14 protein-coding genes are annotated in these 19,012 nt (G+C 61.2%); 13 read left to right on the top strand and 1 reads right to left on the bottom strand.

All coding sequences use genetic code 11. From position 1 onward, the window contains the following. Window positions 1-153: 153 nt before the first annotated feature. Both VJ464_16150 and VJ464_16155 read left to right on the top strand, forming a co-directional pair. Window positions 154-2,493, top strand: coding sequence for a parallel beta-helix domain-containing protein (locus tag VJ464_16150; protein HKQ06666.1), 2,340 nt, complete (start codon window positions 154-156; stop codon window positions 2,491-2,493). Window positions 2,494-2,508: 15 nt separating this feature from the next. Further along, window positions 2,509-3,393 (top strand): MIP/aquaporin family protein, encoded by an 885-nt coding sequence (locus VJ464_16155; protein HKQ06667.1) that lies wholly within the window; start codon window positions 2,509-2,511, stop codon window positions 3,391-3,393. Between the two features lie 73 nt (window positions 3,394-3,466). On the opposite strand, the gene VJ464_16160 is transcribed toward VJ464_16155, so the two are convergent. After that, a complete protein-coding gene (locus VJ464_16160) occupies window positions 3,467-3,880 on the bottom strand; it encodes a hypothetical protein (GenBank protein HKQ06668.1) in 414 nt (137 codons plus the stop codon). A 515-nt stretch (window positions 3,881-4,395) separates the two neighbouring features. Between VJ464_16160 and pheA the strand changes: the two genes are divergently transcribed. The 11 genes from pheA (at window position 4,396) to acs (ending at window position 18,930) form a co-directional block, all read left to right on the top strand. Continuing rightward, a complete protein-coding gene (gene pheA / locus VJ464_16165) occupies window positions 4,396-5,265 on the top strand; it encodes a prephenate dehydratase (GenBank protein HKQ06669.1) in 870 nt (289 codons plus the stop codon). Between the two features lie 101 nt (window positions 5,266-5,366). Next, window positions 5,367-6,386: a 3-deoxy-7-phosphoheptulonate synthase gene (gene aroF / locus VJ464_16170; protein ID HKQ06670.1), complete on the top strand. Its 1,020-nt coding sequence runs from the start codon at window positions 5,367-5,369 to the stop codon at window positions 6,384-6,386. Between the two features lie 111 nt (window positions 6,387-6,497). After that, entirely contained in the window at window positions 6,498-7,139 is a 642-nt protein-coding gene (locus VJ464_16175) for a DinB family protein (GenBank protein ID HKQ06671.1), read from the top strand. Between the two features lie 180 nt (window positions 7,140-7,319). Next, a complete protein-coding gene (locus tag VJ464_16180) occupies window positions 7,320-8,759 on the top strand; it encodes a cytochrome c (protein HKQ06672.1) in 1,440 nt (479 codons plus the stop codon). A 149-nt stretch (window positions 8,760-8,908) separates the two neighbouring features. Next, entirely contained in the window at window positions 8,909-10,354 is a 1,446-nt protein-coding gene (locus VJ464_16185; GenBank protein ID HKQ06673.1) for a c-type cytochrome, read from the top strand. Window positions 10,355-10,578: 224 nt separating this feature from the next. After that, window positions 10,579-12,273 carry a DUF3471 domain-containing protein gene (locus VJ464_16190; GenBank protein ID HKQ06674.1) on the top strand — a complete coding sequence of 565 codons (1,695 nt, stop codon included), beginning with the start codon at window positions 10,579-10,581 and terminating at the stop codon, window positions 12,271-12,273. Beyond that, window positions 12,270-13,535, top strand: a complete 1,266-nt coding sequence (locus tag VJ464_16195) for a cytochrome c (protein HKQ06675.1) — start codon at window positions 12,270-12,272, stop codon at window positions 13,533-13,535. The genes VJ464_16190 and VJ464_16195 overlap by 4 nt, the downstream gene beginning before the upstream one ends. 161 nt (window positions 13,536-13,696) lie before the next feature. Continuing rightward, window positions 13,697-13,954: a hypothetical protein gene (locus VJ464_16200; protein ID HKQ06676.1), complete on the top strand. Its 258-nt coding sequence runs from the start codon at window positions 13,697-13,699 to the stop codon at window positions 13,952-13,954. A gap of 251 nt (window positions 13,955-14,205) precedes the next feature. Then, complete coding sequence (locus VJ464_16205; protein HKQ06677.1) at window positions 14,206-15,870, top strand: tetratricopeptide repeat protein; 1,665 nt, start codon at window positions 14,206-14,208, stop codon at window positions 15,868-15,870. A gap of 259 nt (window positions 15,871-16,129) precedes the next feature. After that, window positions 16,130-16,786, top strand: a complete 657-nt coding sequence (locus VJ464_16210; GenBank protein ID HKQ06678.1) for a hypothetical protein — start codon at window positions 16,130-16,132, stop codon at window positions 16,784-16,786. A 200-nt stretch (window positions 16,787-16,986) separates the two neighbouring features. Then, the gene (gene acs / locus VJ464_16215) at window positions 16,987-18,930 is read left to right on the top strand and encodes an acetate--CoA ligase (GenBank protein ID HKQ06679.1); all 1,944 of its coding nucleotides are present in this window, start codon (window positions 16,987-16,989) and stop codon (window positions 18,928-18,930) included. Window positions 18,931-19,012: the final 82 nt, after the last annotated feature.

Consider the following 19,012-nt stretch of genomic DNA (forward strand, 5'->3'; position numbering starts at 1 on the left):
AATCAGGAAGACCAGTCCGCGGCAATACGCGCCCGCTCCATCAGTCATCGTTCATCGCCCATCGTTTCTGCTTTGACATGCGGCGTGGCTTCACTATAATCGCTTAACCCGCAAGCGCAAACTCGATCAATCGTGCATCAGGAGGCAGCCCTTATGACCGCATCGGCAACCCAGGTTTCTCTTGAACAGCCGCGCCGCGCCCGGCGACCGCGACGTCTGTGGCTCAAGTTTTTGCTGACGCTCATCCTTCTACTGGTCGCCGGCTTCATCGCCCTCGGCGCGTGGCCCGCGCCCAAAGATTTTGCCGGCGACGAAGGGCTCACCGGCGTCAACCCGAACGGCGGCGGATTGCTGCGGCCCTTCCCTTCGATGGTCGTGCGCGGCGATAACGACACCAACGATGCGAAGTTCAAAGAGCGTGTTGCGCTTGGGCGGCTGCTCTTCTTCGACCCGATTCTTTCGGGCGATAACAGTGTCTCGTGCGCGACCTGTCATCACCCCGACCTCGGCTTCGGTGACGGGCGCGGCCTGGCGATGGGCAAAGGTGGCAAGGGGCTAGGCCCTGAGCGCGCCGGCGGCGCTGACGTGAGGCGCGGCGCGCCGAGCATTTGGAATGCGGCTTACAATCACCTGCAATTCTGGGATGGCCGCGCCCGCGACCTCGAAGCGCAAGCCGAAGGGCCGATCAAGAGCGATGTCGAGATGAACGAGAACCCCGACATCCTGGTCGGCGAGCTCAAGAACATTCCCGAATACGCGCAGAAGTTCGACGCCGCCTTTGGCGGCGCCAGCGGTTCGGGGATCACCTTTGAAAACGTCACCAAAGCGGTCGCCGCTTTCGAGCGCACCCTGACGGCCAACAATGCGCCGTTCGACCGTTATGCGGCGGGCGACCGCTCGGCGCTGTCGGCGGCGCAGGTGCGCGGCTTCGATCTCTTCCGCTCAGGGCGCACGCGCTGCTTCGAGTGCCACGGCATGCCGACGTTCGCCAACCGCGATTTCAAGATTGTTGGCGTCCCCGATCTCGACAGCAACAATCCCGACTTCGGTCGCTTCGACGTGACCAAAGGCGAAGGCAACAAGTACGCCTTTAAAGTGCCGACGCTACGCAACGTCGTCTTGAACGCGCCGTACATGCACAATGGCAAATTCAAGACGCTCGAAGAGGTGCTGGACTTCTACGCCGCGGGCGGCGGGCCCGGTGTCGGCTTCAAGGCCGCGAAAGTTGACGACAAGATTCATACCTACTCGATCACCGCGGAAGAGAAGCAAGACTTGATCGCCTTCCTTTATGCGCTGGTGGACGAGTCGAACCTGCCGCAGATTCCCGAGCGCGTGCCGTCTGGAATGGCGGTCGTGCCGCACCTCGACAATCCGGCGCGGGCGCTGATTGCCAGGTACAACACCGGCTCGCCGAAAGAAGAAGTCGCCAGCCGCGCGCCGCAGACGCTGACGGTCAAAGCCGGCGAGGCGATTCAGGCGGCGGTCAATCGCGCGCGACCGGGCGACACCATCGAAGTGATGCCCGGCGTCTATCGCGAAGAGGTCAAGATTGACCTCGACAGCATCACGCTGCGCGGCATCGCGGACGCGAAAGCGACGCCGTCGCGCCCGGTCTTTGAGGGCGACGGCAAACTCTCGGATGCGGTCATCAACACCGGCAGCAATTTCGTCATCGAAAACTTCGACGTACAGCATTACATCGCTAACGGCATCGTCGCGCAGCACGCCCGCAACGTCACCTTCCGCAACTTGATGATAAACACCACGGGACTCTACGGCGTCTACCCGGTGAGCTGTACGGGCGTCGAGATCGATCATTGCGTTGCCACAGGCATTGCCGACGCGGCGCTCTACGTCGGCCAGTCGCGCGACATTCGCGTCCACGACAGCGAAGCCTATGCCAACGTCACCGGCATCGAGATTGAAAACTCGATCAACGCCGTTGTCGAAAACAATTTCGTGCATGACAACGCCGGCGGCCTGCTGGTTTTCGTGCTGCCGAACAACGTTTCGAAGGTCGGGCGCGATTGCCTCGTCCGCAACAATCGCATCATTGAAAACAACCACGCGAACTTCGGCAACCCGAACGCGATTGTCTCGAACGTGCCGCCCGGATCGGGCCTCCTGGTGATGGCGGCGGACAACACCGAAGTCACCGGCAACGAGATTCGCGGCAACCAGAGCTATGGCGTGCTGGTCTGCGGCCTCGACATCGCCTTCCCGAAAGGCACGGCGTTCGATGTCGGGCCGACGCCGGAAAACACCTTCGTCCACGACAACCGCTACGCCGACAACGGCAAGTCGCCATCGGAAAAATATAAAGAAGGCGGCATACCGGGGGCCGATCTGGTGTGGGACCTGTCGGGCTGGTCGAATCGCTGGAGCGAGACGAATGTAACGCGCGCCACGCCGGTCTTGAATGCGAGCTGGCCGACCTTCGCGCGCCGCGCCGAGTGGCGCATCTTGAAGTTCATGGAAAAATACCTGTAACGACTTGGAGGATGAATGTCGAAAGCCGTTGCCGCAGCCGGAAACATTGAAATGACCGAACCACCCGGCAAGAGCTTGCTTGCCTCGCCGCTCGCGGGCGCCTGCCTCGGCGAATTCTTTGGCACGTTCGTCGTCATCCTGGTCGGCGATGGCGCAGTCGCCGCGGCGGTCTTCACCGGCGCGCTCGATGGCTGGGCGGTGGCGGTGATGTGGGGGTTGGCGGTGACCTTTGCCATCTACGTCGCCAGCCCTGTGTCAGAAGCGCACTTCAACCCGGCGGTGACGCTGACGATGGCCGTGTTTCGCGGCTTCCCGGCGAAACGTATTCTGCCTTACATTCTCAGCCAGATCGCCGGCGCGTTTACGGCGTCGGCTTGCGTCTACTGGCTATGGCATGGCTTCTGGCAGCCGACGGCGGAAAAGCTCGGCGTCGAGATCGGCGGGCCGGGGAGCCAAAAACTGATGGCCATCTTCTCGTGCTTCTATCCCAACCCCGGCGGCGTCGGCGTGGACGCCGCCGCGCTGGCGAAAGTCAGCACGTCGAGCGCGTTCTTCGTCGAAGTCGTGCTGACGGCTTTCCTGATGATGATGATCTTCGCCTTGACCGAGCCTGATAAGCCGGGGCTGCCTGAAGCGGGCCTGGGGCCGGTCTTCATCGGGCTGACGGTGACGGCGATTGTCGGCCTCGGCGGGTCGCTGACGATGGACGCGGTCAACCCTGTGCGCGATTTCGGGCCGCGACTGTTTGCTTATGCGGCAGGCTTCGGGAAGATTGCTTTTCCCGGCCCGCGGGGTAATGAATGGTGGCTCTACATCGTCGCACCGATCATCGGCGGGCCGCTCGGGGCGGCGGCTTACCGTTATCTCGTCTGCCGCTTTCTGCCGGCGACGAAGAAGTGATCAGGCAATAGTCCGAATCCTGGCGGTGGAACAGTTCCTAAGATGACTAACCTGGCAACGGGACATGCGGCGGTTAGACTTTGAAGAGCTTGTCGAAGGCCGAGCGCGGGTCTTTCACGGTTGAAGCCGCCGTCGTGGTTTCGCGCTCGATGGTCTTGCGCGGCTCGAATATGGCGCAGACGTTGCGTTCGTCTTTCTTGGCAATGCGCTCGGTGACCGGCTTGCGACACTGAAAGCGGGCGCCGGGATCAAAGCTGACACAGTTCTTGCAAGTGTGCAGGTCGCTGTTGCATTTCGGGCACTGTTGCTCAGCGGCAATGCCGCCGACTTCGATGTTGATCATCTGGCCGCAAAGATTGCAGCGTGTGACTTCGCGAAAGGCCGGCAGCTTTGGCGCGCGCATGTCACTTTTTTGCGGGCTCGGGCGCGGCTTCTGCTCATGGCCGTCATCCTGTTGATAGCCCCGCTGTTTGTATTTCCTATCCATAAAATTCTCCTGTTTGATTGAGCGACAGACGATAATCTTCCTGAGTCGTTGATCAGTCGGTCAGTTGTGGAAGCAATTCACCTGCCGCGGTCCGAGAGGCTCTCGGCTTGTATCCTTGAATCAGAGCTTGGTGATCGGGAGTTCCAAGATCGACTTAACGTAACACCAACCTTATACATCATCGGCGCGCGGTAATCAATCGAAATCGGCTAAACCTCAGAAACTGATGCTTGACAAGCCCCCCGGAGTTGCTCATAATGCCGGCCAAGCTGCTCGTGCAGCCCGATCACGCAATGATTCCACGCCCTGCTCAAACGGTTATTAACTGGCGACGCCGCTCGGTGGCGGGGTTCTGCTTTGCTTTCCGCTTTAGCTTTATCTTTAGCACCGCACACGGAGCGGGGAGCGCGCGAGCCTGAATCCCAGGCAGATCGCAAAGGTTTACGAAGCCCGCTCCTTCCGACGAGGGAGCGGGCTTCAAACGTTTTCAGCGCAAGTGAAGAAAGAGTCAACCGATGATCGACGCAAGCAAGAGAATCAAGGCCGCGTTTCAGGGCGAGCGCGGCGCGTTTAGCGAAGACGCGGCGCGTCAACTGCTCGGCCCGGCGGTCGAAACGCTTGCCTATCGCAGCTTTGATGAGATGTTCGACGCCGTCTCCGCGGGCGCTGCCGATTGCGCCGTCGCGCCGATTGAAAACAGCCTCGCCGGCTCGGTCATCCGCAACTATGACCTGCTCGAAGAGCGCGAGTTGACGATCATCGGCGAAACCAACGTCCGCATCATTCACAACCTGATCGCGCCCGCGGGCGTCGGCCTCGATGACGTGCGCCACGTCTATTCGCACCCGGTGGCGCTGGCGCAGTGCGAACGCTTCCTGCGGGCTCAGCCGCAACTGGCCGCCGAAGTCGCTTACGACACCGCCGGCAGCGTCAAGATGGTCATGGAGCGCGGACGGCGCGACGAAGCGGCCATCGCCGGCGCCACCGCCGCTGAAGTGTATGGCGCGCAGATCATTGCTTCGGGCATTGAAGACAACCCGGCTAACTTCACGCGCTTTCTCTTGCTAGCGCAGCCGGAGCGCGCCGCCGAGATTGCGACGACGAACCGCGACGCCGAGCGCAAGACGACTATCATCTTCCGCGTCGCCAACCAGCCGGGCTCGTTGTTTCGGGCGCTGGCCGTCTTCGCGCTGCGCGACATTGACCTGACGAAGATCGAATCGCGGCCCATTGAAGGCCGCCCCTGGGAGTATTCATTCTATCTCGACCTGATCGGCGACCGGCACGAGCCGCGCATTGAGCGCGCCCTCATGCACCTCGGCGAGATGATCGAGAGCATCCGCGTGCTCGGCAGCTATCCGAAGGCGGTGACAAGTGACGAGTGACAAGTGACAAGAAGGAAACGCGCGAAACGGTTGCGTCGCTTCTTGATCCTTCTTGTCACTTGTCACTTGTCACTTGTCACTGAATAAAGAGGAGGTTTGAAATGATTATCGCTATGCGCTCGGACGCCACCGAAGAGCAGATCGAATTCGTCTGCGAGAGCATCCGTCATTATGGTTACAAACCGCACGTCATTCGCGGCGAAGAGCGCGTCGTCATCGGCGCGATTGGCCACGGCGACAACAAAGACCATCTGCAATCGCTGCGCTCCGTAGATGGCGTCGAAAACGTCGTGCCGATTCTCCAGCCTTATAAGGTCGTCGGCCGCGAGCTGAAACAGGCAAAGACCATCGTGCAGGTCGGCGACCTGGAGATCGGCGGCTCGCAGTTCGTCGTCATGGCCGGCCCTTGCTCGGTCGAAACTCGCGAGCAGTTGCTGGAGACGGCCGAAGGCGTCAAGTCCGCCGGCGCGCAGGTCTTGCGCGGCGGCGCGTACAAGCCGCGCACCTCGCCTTACGATTTTCAAGGGCTCGAAGTCGAAGGCTTGAAGCTGCTGGCCGAAGCCCGCGAGCGCACAGGGTTGAAGATCATCACCGAAGTGGTGACGACCGAAGACACCGAAGTCGTCGCCGAATACGCCGACATCCTGCAAGTCGGCGCGCGCAACATGCAGAACTTCGCCTTGCTCAAGCGGCTCGGACGCATCAACAAGCCTGTGCTGCTGAAGCGCGGCATGAGCTCGACGATCAAAGAGCTGCTGCTGTCGGCCGAATACATCGTCACGCACGGCAACGATCAGGTGATGCTGTGCGAACGTGGCATCCGCACCTTTGAAACGGCGACGCGCAACACGCTCGACCTGGCGGCGGTGCCGCTGCTCAACGAGCTGAGCCACCTGCCGGTGGTCGTTGACCCTTCACACGCCACAGGCAAGCGCAGCCTGGTGCGCCCGGCGGCGAAAGCCGCCATCGCGATTGGCGCCGACGGCTTGATTATCGAAGTCCACCCGCGCCCGCACGAAGCATGGTCGGATGGGCCGCAGTCGGTCACGCCGCAAATGTTTGCAGAGATCATGGAAGATGTGCGCCGCTACGCAGCGATGGAATCGCGGCATATCAGCTGAAGCGACGACCGGATAATGGAACCGGTCGCGCAGGACGGCCGTAGTTGACGGCGAATCGTTGACCGCTTATAACCCAATCGATTCAAGTCCAGGCCCATTACGGAGGAGATCATGCGAAAGCTCACGCTTGCCTTGTTGGTGATGTTGATTGGTGGCGCGCTTCTCAATGCCAATGCCCAGCAAGCCGCGACGGCGGCGGCGGACCCGCACATGACGGCTGACGAACGCGCACAGGTCATCAAGTGGATGAACGACACGCAGAAGGAGTATCTCGACCGCCTCGAACACGTAAGCGAGGCGCAATGGAACTGGCGGCCCGCGCCGTTTCGCTGGACGGTCGGTGAAGTCGCCGAGCACATCATGCTCACGGAAGCTCGCCTCTTCGCCGCGGTCGAGAGGGCGCTCGGCACGCCGGAAAATCCCGACTGGCAGGCGAAGACCCGCGGCAAAGATGCCTTCATCGCACGCGCGCTGCCCAATCGTGGCGTCCGCGCCCAGGCCCCTGTCGAGATTCGCCCGACCGGCAAGCTGTCACGCGACGAAGTCGTCCGGCGCTACAAAGCGCTGCGGGCGCGCGCCCTGGAATTCGCCCGCACCACCGACGCGCCGCTCAAAGCGCACACTATCGAGCATCCCTTCCCTGTCTTCAACACGCTGAATGCCTATGACTGGCTGATCTACATCCCGCTGCATAACGAGCGGCACAACAAACAGATGGCCGAAGTCATGGCCGCGCCCGGCTATCCCAAATAGCCGAAAAACCACGAGTCATGGCATTTTTGAATTATCTTGAACTCCGACTCAAGTTTTACCGTAAAATTCTGCACGGCTGTTCAGAATTTCCTTGACACCGTATGCGCGCGAATTTAGCATTGTAGCGCTTGGAATTTTGGCTCAGCAGTGGTCGTAACACCCACCGAAGGAGACCGCGTGATGAACAGAAGACGGTTGACCCGATTGCTCCTGCTCGCGGCAGTGGCTTGCCTTAGCATTGCCTTTGTCACCTCGTCCAGCGCCAGTTCGGGCACGTCGAAAGACGTCACCTTTAATAAAGACGTCGCGGCGATCTTCTACAAGAACTGTGCGGAATGTCACAAGCCCAACGACATCGCGCCGATGTCATTGATCTCGTACAAAGAAGTCCGCCCGTGGGCGCGTTCGATCAAAGAGAAAGTCCTCACACGCGAGATGCCGCCGTGGAGTCCCGACCCGAAGTATGGCCAGTTCACCAACGATCATCGCCTGAGCGATAAAGAGATCGCGACGATTGTCGCCTGGGTGGATGGCGGCGCCAAGGAAGGCGACCCGAAAGACCTGCCGCCGGCGCCCGACTTCACCAGCGGCGGCTGGCAGCTTGGCAAGCCCGATCAGATTTTTGCGATGAAGGAAGCCTTCACCGTGCAGCCCGGTCAGCCGGACACGATTCAGAATTTCATCATCCCGACGAACTTCAAAGAAGATAAGTGGATTCAGTCGGCGGAGATTCTGCCGGGCAACAAGCGGATCGTTCACCACGTCATCGCCTTCATCCAGACGCCGGCGATGCTGGCCAAGCTGCAATCGAGCGAAGGCCGCCGCCGGCTCGGCGAGATGAGCAAGGTCTTTTATAAAGACGGCACCTTGATCAAAGCCAAAGCCGACGCGCCGATCATCGATAACGGTTGCAGTGACGCGAGCGGCGGCTCGGCCTTCCCGCGCCCGTCGGCGGCAGAAGGCGGCGACGCCTTCGGGTTGTTGCTCGCCGGCTACGCGCCCGGCAAAGGCTTGGACGTCTGGCCCGCCGGCACCGCCAAGAAAGTTGCCGCCGGCTCGGTGATCGTCTTCCAGATTCACTACTCGGCGTTCCGCGGCAAGTTCGAGCATCCCGAATCCGATCAGACGAGCATCGGCCTGCACTTTTCGACGCAGCCGCCGCAGCACTCGCTTAACACCATCGGCATTCAGAATCACTACTTCAAGATTCCCGCCGGCTCGGGCAGTCACGAAGTGACGGCCTGCTACACCTTCGACGGCGACGTGAAGCTGATGAGCTATATGCCGCATATGCACCTGCGCGGCAAGGATATGAAGTACGACGTCATCTATCCCGATGGCCGCAAAGAGACATTGCTGTGGGTGCCGAAGTATAGCTTCAACTGGCAGACGATGTATTATTTGAAGAAGCCTGTGACCTTGCCGAAAGGCACCAGGATGATCATCACGGCGCACTTCGACAACTCGGCGAAGAACAAGTACAACCCCGACGCGTCGAAAGACATTCGCTGGGGCGATCCGACTTACGAAGAGATGATGATCGGCTGGATGGATTATTACGTGGATGCGCCGGCACCGGCTGACAAGGCCACCGCTTCGGCGCGCTCGTCGCGCAAGTAAGCGCGCAGATAAATTACAGGGGCGGCTCTCGGTGGCTGCTCCAGATTGAGGACAGCCGATTCCGAGTAACTCAGTGGATTCGGAATCGCGGGTGACGCACAGACGGTCGCTTGTACCTGATGCCGCCAGTCACCAAGCGGGAGGAGTCAATGAAGAAAGCTATTTCGATACTGTTCGCCGTCGCTGCCGTCGCCGCGCTCTGTTTCGTCTTTTCGCCGGCTACCAGCGCCAGCGGCCCGGGCAAAAAGGATGTCACCTTCTCGAAGGACGTCGCGCCCATCTTTTTCAAGAACTGTGCGGAATGTCACAAGCCCAACGACATCGCGCCGATGTCGCTGCTGACCTACAAAGAAGCGCGCCCGTGGGCACGCTCGATCAAGGAAAAGGTCGCCAGCCGCGAGATGCCGCCCTGGAGCCCCGACCCGCACTATGGCCAGTTCTCTAACGAGAAGCGGTTGACGGACAAAGAGGTCGAAACCATCGTCGCATGGGTAGACAGCGGCGCCAAGGAAGGCAATCCGAAAGATATGCCGCCGACGCCCGAGTTCGCCAAAGGCGGCTGGTCCATCGGCAAGCCCGATGCCGTGCTGGAGATGGGCGAAGAGTGGACGATTGACCCGAACGCGCCTGACAACTACATCAACTTTTTCATCCCGACGAACTTCAAAGAAGATCGCTGGGTCCAGGCTGCCGAAATCCTCCCCGGCAACCGCAAAGTTGTGCATCACGTCATCGCTTTCATCCAGTCGCCGCAGATGATGGCCAAGCGCGCAGAAGCCGCGAAAGCCGGCAATGGCCGGGTCGGCGGGCGCGCCGCTGACGGCAAGCTGTTTTATCTGGACGGCACGCTGCGCCGCGTCAAGATGGACGCGCCGGTTGTTGATGATGCGTGCGCCCAGCAGGCAGCACCGGGCGGACGGCGCATCGGCGGCGGCGGCGACGAGAACGAGGGCGCGCTGCTGGCCGGTTACGCGCCGGGCCTTGAGCCTGCGGTCTATCCAGCGGGTGTTGCCAAGAAGCTGCCCGCCGGCTCGACCATCATGTTCCAGGTACACTATTCAAGCTTCCGCGGCGCGCTTACGAAGGCCGAAAAAGACCGCACCAAGGTCGGCCTGATCTTCGCCAAAGAGCCGCCCGACAAGATGGCGGTGACGTTTGCGGCGGCCAATGTCATGTTCAAGATTCCGGCGGGCGCCGACAATCACGAAGTCACCGCATGCCAGACGGTGCCGCGCGATGTTCAGGTGCTCAACTACATGCCGCATATGCACCTGCGCGGCAAGGACATGAAGTACGAGCTCATCTATCCTGATGGCAAGCGCGAGACTTTGCTGTGGGTGCCGAAGTTCAGCTTCAACTGGCAGGCGGCCTACGTGCTGAAGAACCCGATCACCATCCCCAAGGGAGCGAAGCTCGTGGTCACGGCGCACTACGACAACTCGAAGAAGAACAAGTACAACCCCGACGCGTCGAAAGACGTGCGCTGGGGCGACCCGACCTATGACGAGATGATGATCGGCTGGCTCGACATCATGGTAGAAAACCCGGCCAAAGCGGCCAAACCCGATGCGTCAGCGCGCAGCGGCCAGAAGTAGCTTTCACCACATTGAAGCACGCTCGGCGCCGGCTGCGATGATTCGTGGCCGGCGCGTCGTGCTTCAGGAAACGGCAAGCGCCGAGCAACCGAGCAAGCGGCAGGGCATCCAAGCGGGCGACCTTAAGCGGCGCGAGCCACCACGGCTTGCGTCAACTCAAAACGCATCGCATTTCGCAGCGCCTCGCGACAGCGCCACGGCGCCGCGCCTCACAGGTGAACGATATGAGAAAGCCGCTCTCTTTCCTGTTTACAGTCGCGTTCCTGGTCGCCTTTGGCCTGACCCTTTCGCCAACCACGAACGCCGGCGAAGGCCCGGGAGCGGGCGTCAATAAGAGCGCCCGCGCCGTCACCTTCAGCCGCGATGTCGCGCCGATCCTGTATAAGAACTGTGTCGCCTGCCATCGCCCGAACGATCTCGCGCCGATGTCGCTGCTCTCTTACAAAGAGGCGCGGCCCTGGGCGCGTTCGATCAAAGAGAAAGTCCTCACACGCGAGATGCCGCCGTGGCAGGCCGACCCGCACTATGGCCAGTTCATCAACGACAAGCGGCTCTCGCAGCAGGAGATTGACACCATCGTTGCCTGGGTGGACGGCGGCGCCAAAGAAGGCAACCCGAAAGAGCTGCCGGCGGTGCCGACCTTCAGCGATGATTGGCAGATCGGCAAGCCCGACCTGATCCTGACCATGCAGGAAGAATACACGGTCGAGGCGACCGGGCCGGACGAGTACATACGCTTCGTCATTCCGGTCAACGTCAGCGAGATTAAGTGGCTCAAGGGCGTCGAGATTCATCCAGGCAACAAGCGCGTCGTGCATCACGCTGTCGCCTTTCTGCAAACGCCTGAGATGATCGCCGCGGCCAAAGGCGCGGGCGGCAATGCGCTCAACCCGACACCTGATAAATCTTCGATGTTCTATCGAGACGGCACGCTGGTGCGCACGAAAGGCGACGCCCCGGTTTATGACGATGGCTGCAAAGCGCCCGATGGCGGCTTTGCCCGTGGCAGCGGCCAGGAGACCATCGGGCCGCTGCTCGGCTTCTACGCGCCGGGCAAAGACGTTGACCTGTTCCCCGCCGGGACCGCGAAATTCATACGGCCCGGCTCGAACCTGATCATCGAGATGCACTATTCGAAGACCACCGGCAAGACGGAAAAAGACCGCACCACGGTCGGCTTGTTCTTTGCCAAAGAAGCGCCCGACAAGGTCTTGCAGTCGAACGGCGCGCTGAATCACTTCTTCAAGATTCCGCCGGGCGCGACCGATCACGAAGTCACCGCCTGTTACAAGTTCAGCAACGACACGCTGCTCTACACCTTGATGCCGCATATGCACAAGCGCGGCAAAGACATGAAGTACGAAGTCGTCTACCCCGACGGGCGGCGTGAAACGCTGCTGGCGGTGAAGTACAATTTCGCATGGCAATCGATGTACCGCTTCAAGGAGCCGGTGCTGGTGCCGCACGGCTCGCAGTTGATCGTCACGGCGCATTACGACAACTCCGAGCGCAACAAGTGGAACCCCGACCCGACAAAGGCTGTGCGCTGGGGCGACCCGACTTATGACGAGATGATGATCGGCTATATGGATTACGTGACCAAGGTCACCGAGCGCGCGGTCGCCAAAATCGATCCGAAGGTTCTCGATGCGTATGTCGGCGAGTACGAATTGCTGCCGGGTCGAACGGTCGCCATCGCGCGCAGCGGCGATCAACTGATGGTCGGCATGCGCGGCGTGCCGAACACGCCGATCTTTCCCGAATCCGAAACCCGTTTCTTCTTCAAAGTCGCCGACGTGCAGATCATCTTCGTCAAAGACGACAAGGGCGAAGTCAACGAGCTGATGGTCGAGCAAGGAGGCCGGACGTTCAAAGCCAAACGCGTCAAGAAAACGGCGGCGACCGGCGACAGCAAATGAAGGCAAAAGTAAAAAGTAAAAAGGCAAAAGTGGGAATTCATCCGCTGCCTTCGATGACGATTGCCGCCTCATCGCTCTCCGTCGGCTGGCGGCGGCTGATCCGCCTTTTGCCTTTTGCCTTTTTACTTTTTACTTTTTACTTGGCGCGCGTCAGCGCGCATGAGCCGATCACCACAAAGGTGCGATTCAACAAAGAGGTCGTCCGCATCCTCGGGCGCAGTTGCCTGAGCTGTCACCACCCCGGCGGCGTGGCGATGTCGCTCGCGACTTATGACGACGCGCGCCCGTGGGCGAAGGCGATCAAAGAAGAGGTATTGAACAAGCGCATGCCGCCCTGGGCGGCGGTCAAAGGCTTTGGCGATTTTCGCAACGCGCCGGTGCTGACGCAGCGCGAGGTTGACCTGCTGGTCAACTGGGTCGAAGGCGGCGCGCCCCGCGGCGAAGAGGGCGACCTGCCGACCACGCCGCTTTATTCCGACGACTGGCAGCTCGGCAAGCCCGATTTGATCTTGAAGCCGCCGACGCCTGCGTCCATCGCCGCAGACGCCGACGAGCGTCGCACCGTGACGCTTGCGACGAACCTGACAGAGGCCCGCGGGCTGGCGGCCATTGATTTGCGACCGGGCGATCAGCGCGTCGTCCATTGCGCCAGGGTTTATCTGGAAGGCGGCTCTTGTCTGGCGACATGGATGCCTGGTCAGAAGACGGTGGCGTGGAATGAAGGCGTGGCGCAGGCGTTGCCGGCGGGCGCGCGCCTCACGGTGAAGATTCATTATCGCGGCGCGGGTGAAGCAACGCGCGACCAGAGTGAGGTGGGGCTCTATTTTGCGAAGACACCGCCGCGCCGGCTGTTGCAGGAGATTGCCGTCAACGACGCCGAGGCGATCATCCCCGCGGGCGCCGCGATGCATCCGCTACGCGTGAGCTACACGACAACGGAAGACCTTGACGCGCTGGCGTTGCGACCGATAGTCAATCCCTTGATTACGTCGCTACAGATGACGGCGTACCGGCCCGATGGCTCTGAAGAAGTGTTGCTGTGGACGCGCGGCTATCAATCCGACTGGCAGCCGACCTATTATCTGAAGCGCCCGGCCTTGCTGCCGAAAGGCACGCGCCTGGAAGTAATCGCCTACTTCGACAACTCGGACAACAATCCCAACAACCCCAACGACCCGGCAAAGGCGTTGCGCTTTGCCGACCTCGGCGGCGAGCCGCTCTGCGCAGTGACGACGGCCAAAGCCCGACCGACCAATGAATGAAAAACGCTCAGGGGAACTCCCCAATTGAGTCCCGTTCGTCCTCGTGATAGGATGGCGTCCCTTTTCACCTGGAGCCTGCGGAACAGTCCATTATCCGTACACGGACGCGCCGATGGCCCGGCATTCTCAGCAAGCGATACAGATCAGGAAGGAAGTGCAAGATGTCAGCGAGGACTCTCCCCATCACGCCATTCAGCAGCGCGCAATACAGTCTGGAATCTTGCGCCGGCTGTCAGGGCACGGGAATCAACTGCGCGGCCTGTGACGGCAACGGCTATGTGCTGGTGACGATCCCGGCGACGAAATGCGGCCACTGCATGGGCAGCGGCATCGAGCGCAACCGGCCCGCTTCGGCCTCGCCGGTCTGTGTGAGCTGCGCCGGCGCGGGCTGGGAAAACGTCGTCCGAGTCGCCAGATGAAACCTGCCGCCCGCCCACCTGAGCCATTGGCTCGTTTCAAAGACAGGCGCGCGGCTTCGGACTCAAGAGCATCGGTCTTTGCCTGATCCCCCGCCCCTCTACCTGAAGCCCGTCATCCTACCATGCCTTAAGATTGGACAAGCATCAATCGCTGCGGCTTACGCAGATGGGATGAAGCCGATGTGGCAGATTGACAGCCCCCCGTAGGCAAAGCGAGAATACTTATTAAACCTTAGCTCGAATTGTTATCCATGAAGAAACAAGCCGTATTCGCACTCCTCATCGCCCTGACGCTTGCAATCCACACAAGGGCGGCGGTCGCTACCGACACCATCGTTGCCATGCCGTTCGAGAATCTTTCGGGCCGCGCCGAGTACAACTGGGTCGGCGAGAGCTTTACCGCCGCGCTTGCCGACCTGCTCGACAAGCCGGGACTGGTCGGCATTCACTCCGACGAGCGCAACGTCGCCTATAAGCAGGAAGGCTTGCCGCCGACCGCTATCCTGACGCGCGCGACGATGATCAAGATTGCCGAGCGCGCCGGCGCCAACTTGATGATCATCGGCACCTACCGCATCGAAGGCCAGGGGCGCGACAGCAGCATCACGGTGACGGCGCGCGTCATCGATATCCGCGAAGGCCGGCTGGTCGGCAAAGAGTTCAACCGCGGCGGGCCGCTCCTCGACCTGCAAAAGTTGCAAGGCGAGCTGGCTTACGAAATACTTACACAGCGCAACCCCTCGTCGCCTTACTCGCGCGAGCGGCTGATCTCGGAATCGCAGCTTGCCCCCATCGGCGCTTTCGAGAATTTCATCAAAGCGACGCTGACGCGCGACCAGCAGGCGCGCATCGGCTTTCTTGAACGCGCCATCAAAGAGGTCGCCGAGAAGAACAAGGCGAAGTACACCGCGGCGATCTTCGAGCTGGGCCGCATCTACTACGAGGCCGGCGATTACAAATCGGCGCTCGAACAACTGGCGCAGGTCGGCGCGCAAGAGGCGCGTTATGATGAAGCGCAGTTCTACATGGCCGTTGCCGAAGACGCGCTCGGACAGACAGACAAGTCGCTGGCCGACCATCAGAAGCTCGCCGAACGCTTGCCGCTCTACGAGGTCTATAACAACATCGGCGCGCTGTTGATCAAGCAGAAGCAGTACCTGCCGGCGATCAATCATCTGAAGCCGGCGGTTGACGCCATGCCACGCGATGCCGATACGCTCTTCAACCTCGGCAACGCCTACTATCTGGCCAAAGACTACCCGAACGCCATCGAGGCGCTGCGCAACGAGACGCGGCTGCGCACCGGTGACGGCGAAGGCTTTTACCTGCTGGGCAAGGCGCTAATGGCGGCGGGCGCTCAGGCCGATGCGACGGCGGCCAGCGATCAGGCGAAGAAGCTGCTCGCGACCTATGCGCAATGGGAGACGCGCGGGATGCCGCAGGTCGCCCGGATGAAAACGACCTTCAGTAAAATCAACTACTATCGCTACAAGCGCGAGCAGGACGAGCGGCTGAATGGTCAGGCGTCGGTGTCGGGATTGACGCCGCAGGCCGACCAGCTTTTAGATTCGGCGCGCAACGCCTTTCAACAAGGGCGCAATGAAGATGCGCTGGCCAACCTGAGCAAGCTCTTGCAGATGGCGCCGCAGAACTTTGAAGCCCACCTGTTGATGGGCCGCGTCTATGAGCGGCGCGGCGATTTCGAGCGCGCCTCGAACGCCCTGAAAGCGGCGATCTTCTGGAACCCGAAGCTGGTCGGCGCACACGTGCTGCTGGGCCGCATCAGCGTGCTAAAGAACGATTGCCCGGGCGCTCAGGCCGCCGACGCCAAAGCCTTGCAGATTGACGCCAACGATCCTGACGCGCAAGCACTCAAACGCCTGATCGACGACAAGTGCAAGCCGAATAGCCAGTAGCCGCACGGCCAGTGGTTCAGTCTGCGCGGCTGCGTCCCTGATCCCTGATTCCCGCCCTTCCCTGTCTGTCAGGTTTACTCGACCACCCCGGCAATGATAAGTCGGCCCAAAAAAATTGTGAGCTGCTTTACCTTCGTTTTTCGCATGTCTATATGGAGGTCGGAAGGCGAAAGCCGAGGCCCCGCCCACATCCGGCGTTCAGCGCGCCGGTCAATTTTTTCTATCGTCGCCGCCACGGCGACAGACAAGGAGAATCGTTATGACAACCAAGTACATCGGTCCACCGTATAACGGCTACACCCTATACAAGCAAGCCGACGAGGGGCTCTGGACGGCGGTTCGCGTCTCGCCGTCCACCGGACAAATGGTGCTCCAGTCCGGCGTACAGGGTCCCAAAGGCCAGCCCGAAGGCGTCTGGTCCGGCGCATGGCTGAGCGGCTCGATCCAGGTAACGCAAGACGGCATCTACTCACTGAGCGCCCTAGTCAATGTCGGGCCGGTCTCGATGTTGTTGCGCGGCGCGGACAACATGGAGACGTCTATCTTTCTCCTCCTGGACGACGTTGAGGACTATCAAACCTTTTATGCCTCCGGCAACACGGTTGGCGTCAACTACGGCAGGGTGAACCTCATCGTCACCAAATCGCTAACGAAAGGCGCTCACCGGGTGCAGTTCGGCGTCGGGACATACATGGATTATCGAGGCGTCCCCAGCCCGGCCCCGTACGCCGAGATCATCGCCACCTTCAGCAGCCTCGTGGAAGCCCTCCCCGCCGGTGTGGCGGCGGTCGCGTCTTCTGCCCCCAAGGCGACAGCCGCTCGCGGCTTTCGGCGGCCCGCCGATGAGCGCAGCCTGATCCGGCATGAGGTGAGCGACATCGAGGCGGTCTCCGCAGGCTTCCTCGAACTCAAGTAACCGAAAGACGACGGCGAGAGGGGGCTGGATTTCGTCCCTTCACCGGCTGCCTCTCGCCAGGCCGTCCGGCCGCGCCCTGGCTGACGGTCGGGCTTTCGCCCTTAGCTACCGCTCACCATTTACGGTTTCTTTGAGCCCTCCCCGCCTTTATGCTAATTTCAATACGCCGCAGTTCATATCGCTGACAGAGGGGAGCCGCCATGTCGTCGAGCATTGATTCGATTCTCAAAGAAACGCGCGTCTTCAAACCTGCCGCCGCCTTCTCAGAGCAGGCGCACATCAGCAGCCTCGAACAGTACGAGCAGCTTTATCGCCAGGCCGAAGCCGACCCCGAAGGCTTCTGGGCCGGGATCGCCGGCGACCTGCACTGGTTCAAGCCCTGGGAGAAGGTGCTCGACTGGCAAGCGCCGTGGGCCAAATGGTTCGTCGGCGGCCAGTTGAATTTATCTTACAATTGCCTCGACCGGCACGCCGCGACCTGGCGCAAGAACAAGGCGGCGCTCATCTGGGAAGGCGAGCCCGGCGAACAGCGCACACTGACTTACAACCAACTGCTCGCGGAAGTCTGCCGATTCGCCAACGTGCTTAAATCGCGCGGCATCAAGAAAGGCGACACGGTCGCCATCTACATGGGCATGACGCCTGAGCTGGCCATCGCGATGCTCGCCTGCGCGCGCATCGGTGCGGCGCATTCGGTGATCTTCGGCGGTTTCGCGGCGCAGGCGCTGGTTGACCGCATCAACGACGCGCAGTCGGTCGCGGTCATTACACAGGACGGCTCGTACCGGCGCGGCGCGGAGATCGCCTTGAAGGCGACGGTTGACGAAGCCATGCCCGGCTGCCCGACCGTCAAGTCGGTCATCGTCTACCGGCGCACCGGCAGCCAAATTAAAATGGAAGCCGGGCGCGATCACTGGTGGCACGAGCTGATGGCCGAGGCGTCGGATCAATGCGAAGCCGAACCCCTCGACGCTGAACAGCCGCTCTACATCCTCTACACTTCGGGCAGCACCGGCAAACCGAAGGGCGTCGTCCACACGACCGGCGGCTATGCGGTCGCGACTTACATCACCGCGAAGTGGGTCTTCGATCTGAAGGACGAAGACATCTACTGGTGTACGGCAGACATCGGCTGGGTGACCGGCCACAGCTATGTCGTCTACGGCCCATTGCAAAATGGCGCGACGGTGCTGATGTACGAAGGGGCGCCGAATCATCCCGCGCCCGACCGTTTCTGGCAGATCATCGAGCGCCACAAGGTGACGGTCTTCTACACCGCGCCGACGGCGATTCGCGCCTTTATGAAGTGGGGCGAGCAATACCCGCGCAAGTATGAAATGAACAGCCTGCGATTGCTCGGCAGTGTTGGCGAGCCGATCAACCCCGAAGCCTGGATGTGGTATCGCGAAGTCATAGGCCGCGGGCGCTGCCCGATTGTTGACACCTGGTGGCAGACCGAAACCGGCGCGATTATGATCTCGCCGCTGCCCGGCGCCATTGCCACCAAGCCGGGGTCGGCGACGCGCCCGCTGCCCGGCATCATCGCCGACGTGGTGACCCGCGAAGGCCAGCCGGTGCCGCCGGGAGCGGGCGGTTATCTGGTCATCAAGCGCCCCTGGCCTTCGATGCTGCGCACGATCTACAACGACCCCGACCGTTACGTGCAGCAATACTGGACAGAGATTCCCGGCTATTACTTCGCCGGCGACGGCGCGCGCAAAGACGAAGACGGCTACTTCTGGATTCTCGGTCGCGTTGACGACGTGATCAACGTCGCCGGCCATCGCCTGAGCACGATGGAGGTAGAATCGGCTCTGGTGGCCCATCCCGCGGTAGCCGAGGCGGCGGTCGTGGCGCGCCCCGACGAGATCAAGGGCCAGGCCATCGCGGCATTCGTCACGCTTGAAGGCGGCCATCAAGTGACCGACACGCTCAAAGATGAGCTGCGCAAATGGGTGGCGCACGAGATCGGCGCGCTCGCCAAGCCTGACGACATTCGCTTTGCCGAAGCCCTGCCAAAGACACGCAGCGGCAAGATCATGCGCCGCCTGCTGCGCGAGATTGCATCGAGCGGCGAAGTGCGCGGCGACGTGACGACGCTCGAAGACTTCTCGGTCATCAGCAAGCTGAAAGAGGAAGAATAGGTGATGGGGGTTAGGGGTTGGGTATTGGGTGTTGGAGAAGCAAGCGCCGCGCTATCCGTCACCCAACCCCTAACCCCCATCA

This window comes from Blastocatellia bacterium (assembly GCA_035275065.1).
GTDB lineage: Bacteria > Acidobacteriota > Blastocatellia > UBA7656 > UBA7656 > DATENM01.